Origin of the sequence: Streptomyces rectiviolaceus, from assembly GCF_039533825.1 — a bacterium.
In the GTDB taxonomy this organism is placed as follows: Bacteria; Actinomycetota; Actinomycetes; order Streptomycetales; family Streptomycetaceae; genus Streptomyces; species Streptomyces rectiviolaceus.
In genome coordinates, this window is record NZ_BAAAUG010000246.1 from 1 (window position 1) to 2,126 (window position 2,126).

The 2,126-nt window shown below is 67.9% G+C and carries 2 protein-coding genes; both read left to right on the forward strand.

All coding sequences use genetic code 11. The features are described 5' to 3' along the window. The first annotated feature begins 298 nt into the window (after positions 1–298). On the forward strand, positions 299–1,183 hold the full coding sequence (locus tag ABD378_RS43370) for a ParA family protein (RefSeq protein ID WP_344530928.1): 885 nt from the start codon (positions 299–301) through the stop codon (positions 1,181–1,183). Positions 1,184–1,814: 631 nt separating this feature from the next. Next, positions 1,815–2,126, forward strand: a 312-nt coding sequence (locus tag ABD378_RS43375) for a hypothetical protein (RefSeq protein WP_344530930.1), incomplete at its 3' end; no start/stop codon positions are given.

Below are 2,126 nucleotides of genomic sequence, written 5' to 3' on the forward strand. Positions count from 1 at the left end.
TTGGGCCTTGGAAGTCGCGGTGGGCGGACCGCCTGACGGCGGGGCGTCGTGGCGCTGGTGGACCCGTTGCAGCCGACACGCGCGTCACACGCATCTCAAGGACCCGGTCCTGTTATCGTCAAGCCTGATATCCCGTGTCACTAGAGGAACAGAGCGAGCAGGTGACTCTTAATCTCGGGTGAATCGGCCAAAACGGCTGCTCATCCTCCCCGGACAGACGAGTTCCGGAACCTCAAGTTCCTGGTGACACATGTGGGCTGACGAATCAACGGACGCACTGAAGAGAGGCGGGCACGCGATGAAGGTCATCGCCGTGGCGACACAGAAGGGAGGGGTGGGCAAGACCAGCACCACGGTCAACCTTGCTGCAGGTCTGGCGTTGGCGGGCGCGCGCGTGCTGACGGTCGACCTGGACCCTCAGGCTCAGGCCGGGACGGCTGTGGGCGTCAACCTCGCGGGGGAGGAGCAGTTGGCCCGCTCGCTGGGGTGGGTGCTTCAGGCCCGGATGCAGGGCATGCGCATGGACCTGTCCAGCTTGTGGTTCGACCGCAGCGAGCTGCTGGAAGAGTGGGAAGACGCGGGCTCTCTGCACCTGTTGGCGTGCGAGGAGTCCACCATGACTGCCGCACAGGACCTCATTCACAAGAAGGGGTTCCAGTCGACCCCCATCCTGCGCAGGATGCTCATGGAGGTGACCGACGACTTCGACTTCGTCGTCATCGACACCCCTCCGGCTGTGTCCTCCTTGTCCGCCACCGCTCTGGCGGCCGCGGACTTCGTCATCACCGTATGCGTCCCGGAGTACCCGGCCCTCAAGGGCGCGGCGGCCACCCGGGGAACAGTGCGATACGTCAAGGACCGCACCGGCGGCGAATGCGAACCGCAGTACCTGGGGGCGGTTCTCAACCGCTCCAACCCTCCCTCAAAGTGGAAGGCCCAGGAAGTCAACATCCGCAACGGCATGCTGGATGCGGACCTGGCGCCGTTCTGCACGGACATTCGTACGGACAACCGGATCAGCGACTCCTTCGCGTACGGCGTGCCCTCAGTCATCCGCTTTGCCAGTCACACCCCCGGCAAGATGTACAGCGAGCTCATGGGCCAACTCGTCGCGCGCATGGGGCAGCCCACGGAGAAGTGGGAGATGCCCGAGCGCATCGAGATGGAGGCCTCCGGTGGCTGAGTCCAAGGGGCGCCCGAAGAAGAAGCAGTTCAAGCCCGCCGGTGCCCAGCTGGTGCAGGGACTGCTCGCCGGCGCAGACGACGTGGCCAACCGCTCGTGGATCGGCGGGGGACAGGGCACTCCCGAGAGCGGACCGGACCCTGCCCCCGCAGCGCCGCCCTCTGATGAGGCCACCGCGGGCCCACCGCGTACCCCGCAGCCCCGCGGTGGCGGAGACACCACCTCTGCGCAGGAAGTAGCGTCCATTCCGGATGCGGCCCCCGTTCCAGCCGACGAGCGCGAACCGGCGCCCGCGCCCGCCGCCCCCACTGCACCAGGTCCTCGAGCAAAGACCGCCCCGGCCGCGGCGCGTTCGGAGGCCCCCTCGGGAGATGCTCCCTCCGCGTCCCGATCCGCGAAGCGCGTGCCGGCGGCCGCGGTGGCAGATGCGGCAGATGCTGAGCGGCCGGCGGACCAGCCCGCGGACGGGCCATCTGCCGCAGCCGCGCGACCGCGCCGTCAGCGGGCGGCACGCGGCGGGGCGCATGCCGCGGTCCAGGAGAGTTTCACCGATGCCAAGATTCACTCCAGTGCATGGCAGTCCTTCGGGTTCCGCATCTCGCCCGATGTCCTTGGCCAGCTCAAGGACCGGGTGAATACGGACCGTCGTACGAGCGGCAACTCCCAGCTGGCGATCGGCCATTACCTGGATGCGGCCCTGCGGCAGGTGCCGGGGGAGGTGTCCGAGCTCATCGACCTGGCGACCGACTTCGCGATGGAACGGATCTGGGACACCGAGAAGTCCCAGCCGTCCTCCTACCGTGTGGGCCCCACTGCCTATGAGTGGGTCTCCAGCCTCAACCTCTCGCTGCAGGAGGCGGACTTCGCGCGCAAGGGCACGCTGGTCGTCTCGGCCGTGGTGGAGCGCTATCTCCAGGCGCTCGAGGCCGAGGGGCCGTTGCAG